This window comes from Mesorhizobium sp. M0715 (assembly GCF_040320355.1).
In the GTDB taxonomy this organism is placed as follows: Bacteria; Pseudomonadota; Alphaproteobacteria; order Rhizobiales; family Rhizobiaceae; genus Mesorhizobium.
Map to the genome: position 1 here is coordinate 331,753 of NZ_JAMYPL010000004.1, position 6,000 is coordinate 337,752.

Sequence of the window (6,000 nt, forward strand, 5' to 3'; positions counted from 1 at the left end):
CTTGCAATTTAATCGATTGCGCGATGACCCCATCAAGGCTGCGGACGAAATCGGCTTGCTCCCAATGCATGACCTCGGCTTTGGGAAAAGGACATGCATAAAAGACAGACGCAAAGCTGCGCCCGTGGCGGTGAACAGACAAGCATCAGGGTTGAATGGCAGGCTATTGTGCCGGGCCGAATATGCCCATCTCAGCCTTTCTGGCTGTCGCCTCCGCCTTGCCGTAGATGCCGCTCGGCAGCGCCGTGGCCCAGCCGTTGGAGACAAGCCAGGCGCCAACATCCTGCTTGCCTAGCCTGCATGGCGCGGCGACGGCAAAACGCTCGACGTCCGGAGGTACGAAACAGTGCAGCCCGCGTCCCCTCAGCCAGGAATTGAAAACGGCGCGTGCGCGCAGGCCGCAAGGCCAGGTGACGTCATGAAACGAGCAGGAGCTGTCGAGATCGATGCCTCGCACTCCGCTGATGACCACCTTGCGGCCCATGGATTCGAACATCGCCGACGATGTGGCAACCGGGCGGTAGAGCAAGACCTCCCGCCAATCCCCAGGCATTGGCGTTTTCGGGGGCACGGCGAGACCGAGCTCGCTGAGTGGCGGACGGGGCTCGGTCCGTTCGATCTCAGCGGGATCAAGCCGTGGCGGAGCGATCAGGTCTTGAGCAACCTTGCGCGCCGGCTCCAGGCGTTGTGCGCCGGCTACCGGGGCAACCGGCCGGATAGGCTGCGTATCGTCAACATCCCGCGACGGGGCACGGACAGGCCGATCGACCGAAAGCAACGCCCCACCTTGAATGATCAGCAGTATCCCGGCCAGAAGCAGCAGGCTGCCGAGCCCGATCGCCTGACCGCTGCGGCCCAGCCTGCCCATCAGCGCGAACAGCTTCTCAAGGCTTCTCGCCGGTCAGAAACCCGACGTCGATTTTGCAACCAGCTTGAGCGCACCTTTTTCAATCCGATAGAACGGCATCGAGCGTTCGCTGGATCCGTCGGCCCGAAACCGGAACAGGCCGGTCGACCCGCGAAAGCCGTTTGGATTCTCGAGAACCTTTTTGCTGAAGCCATCAGGCCCGATCGCGCTGGCAATCCCTGCCGTCAGGGCAACCATGTCATAGGCATAGGCCACATTGACGTCAGCGGGATAGTTGTATGCCGTCCTGAATCGGTCGGCGATCGGCCCGGTTTCACTTGGATCGAGCGTGGCGATAAACGCCCCCTCGAAGAGCGGATCCATGGGGTGCTCCAGCCAACGGTTCGTTCCGACGACGGAGACAGTCTTTCCCGGAATGCCCTTCGATTTGAGGGCGGCAAGGACAGGCGACGGACTGCCATTGCCGCTGGCGACAATGACGGCGTCGGGGGCGTCCACGAGTGAGCCCATTTCGTCGACCGCCTTCGCGGCGCCGTCGCCGGCGGAATATCGGAGAGTGACCGCGAGCGCCGCGCCGTAGATGCTGAGGCTGTTTGCGACCCGCTTCTCCATGGCGCCGGCGTTTGGGCCATCCGCGACAAGCAGTACGAACTTCTTGCTGCCTTTCGCGGCTAGTCCCGCGGCGCCCGCGGCGGCGCTGTCCGCTTCGCCAAGGAGCACGGCATAAACCCCGGCGCCACCGGCGAAATTATCGGCGAGCGCCAGGACCGGTGGCCGCTTCGATCCAGACAGCGTGGCAATATGCTGGGCTGCCGTCAGTTCGGTCGGGCCGATCACGACCTTCGAGCCCGTCGTTATGGCCGTTATCGCCATTTTGCTGGCCAGTGCGCTGTCGCCTTTGGTGTCTTCTACCGTCAGCGTAAGCAATCCATTGCCAATATCCGTCATCGCCAGCTTGGCCGCATCCAGCATTTTCCTGCCGTTTTCGCCCGCTGTTCCGGAGCCGGACAACGGCAGCAGCATCGTGACTTTGGTCGAACCGGTGCCCAGCGACTGGGTCGCCTGGACGGGGCCGGCACCGGCGGCGCCATTCTGCCCGGCAGGCGCGGCAATCGCCGCCGGATCGAGCACTTCGGACACGCCGCCTTTCGACTGGCAGCCCGATAAGATCGCGGCGAGCGCCAAGGCGATTGCCCATGTCCGCGGACAGTGGACCTGTCGGCCAGCTTCCATGAATGCTCCACCCCTATGTGCCGCCGGATATTGTTCCCGGTCTGGTCTCCAACGCATGTTACGGCGGACTTGCAGTGCCGTCTGTAGTTCTTTTAGCCGCCGAAAAGCCTGCCTCTGAGCGTCCTGATCTGCCTTGCTTGCCCGGCACTTCGATAGTCGGCGCATTTCATGTATCGCGGCCCGGGCACGAACAGGCGGCGCACGCAAACGCCCTTTGCCCCCTTCCCCGGCCAGAATTGGGCAGCGGCTCCACCCTCACCGCCTGAAAAGGCGGAAAAGCCGAACGTCGCCACCGGCAACGGCCCGGTCACTTCAATCCCCTCCCTTGCCAGGATTGCCCGCGCACGCTGGCAGTAGCGGACCGAAAGGGCCGAGAACCGGCTTTCATTGTGCCCGGCGCGATACTTCATGACGGTGGTGCACAGATCGCCCCCGGCCAGCCTGTTGGCCTGTGCAAGATATCTGACTCCCAGCGCGATGTTGGTCGCCGGCGCGCTCAGATCGTCCAGAGAACCTCGAAAGCCGAGCATCCTGGCCGTCGCCGGCATCACCTGCATCAGGCCGACTTCGCCGTCGGCGCCTTGCACGCCGGGATCGAAGCCGCTTTCGATCTCCATCACCGCATGCGCCAGCAGCGGCTCCAGGCCATGGATCGATGCCTGGCAGCTGGCAAATGCCTTGAATGTCTGCCGGGTCCACTCCGTGGCCGGATCACAGCGCACTGCCTGCTTCAGGCCGGACGAAAGCTGTTGTTTCACGGATGGTCGTTCCAGCCAGTTGGCACTGGCCGGCGTGACCGTTTGGACAAAGCCAAGCAACACGATCGCGCCCGCGACCGCCTTCAGGAAGGATCCGTCGGCTGTCATGATGGCCAACAGGCGTGGTTCGCCTAGCCGGTCAGTGCATGTACTCGACCATGCGATCGTGAAAACACTCGCATTTGTTGAGGGTGTCTTCGTCCTTGTAGTTCGTCTTGAGGTAGCCGTAAGCCATGCCGCAGGCGACCTTGGCTTCCGATGCCCAGACGAAGACGGGACGCGACGAGTTGATCCACTCCGAACTGTTGGCGGCGGCGACCGACTCGTCCATCAGCTTCACCACTTGCTGCTTCAGATCGACGATGTTGTCGTTCAGCACCAGGTTGGACGTCCCCACGACACGGCAATAATCGCCGGTCGGGCCATCGATGATGTCGGCGGCATACCCCGTCGACCCGACTGCCAGCAACAGCGTCGCAGCGGAAACCAGCAGTCTTGCAGAACGTTTCATGTTGAGCTCCCCTAGATATTAGCGATGTATAACATAGTCGCGTGGCCGTGCGCCATGGCGTTAAACCACGTTTGCAGTCGTCGTATGCTGGGTTACGCCATCGTCGTAGAGCAGCGTGATGGTGTTGGCAGCGGGCAGGTTCGTCAGCGTTGCCACGTCAATGAAATTGGCTCCGCCGGTTGTCCCATTCGCATCTACGCTGAGCGTGCCCGTCCCCGCATCGTAGTTCACGAAGTCACCGATATTAGCCCCTCCGGGTGCTGTGTCGAACAGCCCGGTCAGGTCGATCTTGTCGCCCTCGCCGCCATTGAAGTCAGTGATGAGATCCTTGATGTCGAGATGATCGAGCTTGAACGTGTCGGCGCCAGTGCCTCCGGTAAGCGTGTCTTGGCCCGCGCCACCGATGAGCAGGTCGTTGCCAGCACCTCCATCGAGCGTGTCGTTGCCAGCACCACCGTCAAGGAAGTCGTTGCCACCTCGCCCAATGATGATGTCATTGCCGCCATTGCCGTTAAGATGGTCGATGCCGGACGTTCCATAGATCTGGTCGGCCAGTGTGGCATCGCCATTCACCGTGATCCCGGGGTCGCCTGGATCATGCGAGAAGAAAGAGAAGCTCACTTTGCGCGCCTGGAAATTGCCGCCATCATTGTCGAAATAAGACAGGGTCCAGTTGTCGCCGACTGACGGCGGATGCGTGATCAGGTAGCTGGCAAGCGTTGTGGAGGTGGCATTGCCGCTGCCGTCCAGAAGGTAAATGTGGTCGTAGTCGACGGTCGCCTTCATCAAACCTGTGGTCGGATCGTAGAACCAGCTCTGCTCGAAAGTCCCAGGGCTGGTGTCATCTTCGACGATCGCGAAGCGATCCGAGCCAATTCTGATTTCGACTTGCACTTCCTGCTCACGATGCGAGCCCGCGCTGCTGTCTCCGTAGACACCCGGATTCCGTTCGCCCAAGGGAATAGGCGTGATGAAAGGCGACTCCTGGAAGTCGGTATAGACCACTACCGTCGAGTTGTGTGGATCAGCCAGGATTGCGCTGACCGTCGCTTGCGACAGGGAGAGCGTTGTGATCTGATCGTTGCCCGACGTAAGCGGACTGTTGCCATTGCCAATCTGCGACGTGTCGCTCGGCAGGCTAGTCGGCGGCACTTCGTGGATGCCGACCGTCTGCGCTATGTGAGTATGACCGTCATATACATCCAGCGACAGGTTGTTGTTGACCGTGTCAGTTTGCGATGCTGTTGGCCGATAAACCAGGTCGTCCAGCAAATCGATACCGCCGGACGGATTGTAGAGCACCGTGCCGGCTGTTAGGGCGACATAGGTCACGCCGTTGAAATAGAATGTGCCGGTGGGGATCGTTCCCGTGGCGGTGACAATGAGGTTATCCCCGTCCGCATCCGTCGGAATGGAAACCAGCAACGGATACCCATTCGGATAGCTAGGCGTGCTCAAGGTCTGCTGCGCCGGGTCGCTCGACATCCAGTTCTGGGTGTTCGCGACAACGGGTGCGTCATTGATGTCCGCCAGGTTGATGGTCAGCGTCGTCGTCGACAGGTCGCCGTCGCCGTCCTTGATGGTGTAGACGAACACGTCCGTGGTGTTGGCGCTGATGCTGTGGGTCGTCGACTGGTAGGTATAGGAGCCGTCGGCGTTGAGGTGCAAGGTGCCGTGCAGGCCGGCAATGTCGGTGTTAACACCGGTCGTCACCGCCGTCGTCGTATTGCCGCCCGCTGCCCGCACGCCGTCGATGGTTGCACCGTCGGCGCCGGCAACGTCATTGACCAGCACGCCCGCCGCCGCCGTCACGGTCAGCAGAGCGCCTTCGTTTACATTGCCAGTGTCGGCATGTGCCGTCGGAATGTCGTCGGTGACGTCGATGGTGATGGTGTTGGTGATCGTGTTGCCGTTGGCGTCGGTCGCCTGGTAGGTGAAGGTCTCGACATTGTTGACGGTGTTGGTGCCGTTGTTGGCATCGGCGCCGTCGACCGGCGTGGTCAGCGTGTAGCTGTAGGTGCCGTTGGCGTTGAAGGTCAGCGTGCCGTGCGTGCCGGTGCCGCTGCCCACCAGGGCGTAGGTGTAGGGGCCGGTGCCGCCCGACACATTGTCGACGACCGTTCCGGCGATGGTCTCGGCGGTGCTCGACGGGTTGCTGCCGATCGGCAGCGCCGCCTCGTTGACCGTCAGGTCGTCATTGGAGGCGGCAAGGCCGCTATCCGACAGGTTGATGGTCAAGGTCGTCGTCGACAGGTCGCCGTCGCCGTCCATGATGGTGTAGACGAAGGTCTCCGTCGCGCCGGCCGGCGGGACCACGTTGGGCAGGCCGTCATAGCTGTAGCTGCCGTTGGCGTTCAGTGTCAGCGTGCCGTAAGTGCCGGGAATGCCGGCGCCAAGCCCGCCGCTCACAGGAACCGCGGTGTTGCTCCCGGCGGCCACGCCGACAACCCCGCCGCCCGCCGCCGCGCCGTCGGCGCCGAACACGTCGTCCGTGCCGTCCGTCAGCACGTTGCCGCTCACGATGCCGCCCTCGACAACGCTGTTGGTGTCGGCATGTGCCGTCGGAATGTCGTCGGTGACGTCGATGGTGATGGTGTTGGTGATCGTGTTGCCGTTGGCGTCGGTCGCCT

At 62.2% G+C, this 6,000-nt stretch carries 5 protein-coding genes; all 5 read right to left on the minus strand.

Features of this window, described 5'->3' with window-relative positions:
• Positions 1-163 precede the first annotated feature (163 nt).
• Entirely contained in the window at positions 164-868 is a 705-nt protein-coding gene (locus tag NKI21_RS07650) for a thermonuclease family protein (RefSeq protein ID WP_352440313.1), read from the minus strand.
• 33 nt (positions 869-901) lie between these two features.
• Positions 902-2,101, minus strand: coding sequence for a type 1 periplasmic-binding domain-containing protein (locus tag NKI21_RS07655; protein WP_502896760.1), 1,200 nt, complete (start codon positions 2,099-2,101; stop codon positions 902-904).
• A gap of 92 nt (positions 2,102-2,193) precedes the next feature.
• Positions 2,194-2,967: a lytic transglycosylase domain-containing protein gene (locus NKI21_RS07660; RefSeq protein ID WP_128305813.1), complete on the minus strand. Its 774-nt coding sequence runs from the start codon at positions 2,965-2,967 to the stop codon at positions 2,194-2,196.
• A 31-nt stretch (positions 2,968-2,998) separates the two neighbouring features.
• Positions 2,999-3,370 (minus strand): hypothetical protein, encoded by a 372-nt coding sequence (locus NKI21_RS07665; protein WP_023809946.1) that lies wholly within the window; start codon positions 3,368-3,370, stop codon positions 2,999-3,001.
• A gap of 60 nt (positions 3,371-3,430) precedes the next feature.
• On the minus strand, positions 3,431-6,000 hold a 2,570-nt coding region (locus NKI21_RS07670), incomplete at its 5' end, for a cadherin-like domain-containing protein (RefSeq protein ID WP_352440311.1).

What these genes read in the sequence shown, in the direction of transcription:
- NKI21_RS07650 (WP_352440313.1), bottom strand. Translation starts at nt 868, where the DNA reads ATGGGCAGGCTGGGCCGCAGCGGTCAGGCGATCGGGCTCGGCAGCCTG.
- NKI21_RS07655 (WP_502896760.1), bottom strand. Translation starts at nt 2,101, where the DNA reads ATGGAAGCTGGCCGACAGGTCCACTGTCCGCGGACATGGGCAATCGCC.
- NKI21_RS07660 (WP_128305813.1), bottom strand. Translation starts at nt 2,967, where the DNA reads ATGACAGCCGACGGATCCTTCCTGAAGGCGGTCGCGGGCGCGATCGTG.
- NKI21_RS07665 (WP_023809946.1), bottom strand. Translation starts at nt 3,370, where the DNA reads ATGAAACGTTCTGCAAGACTGCTGGTTTCCGCTGCGACGCTGTTGCTG.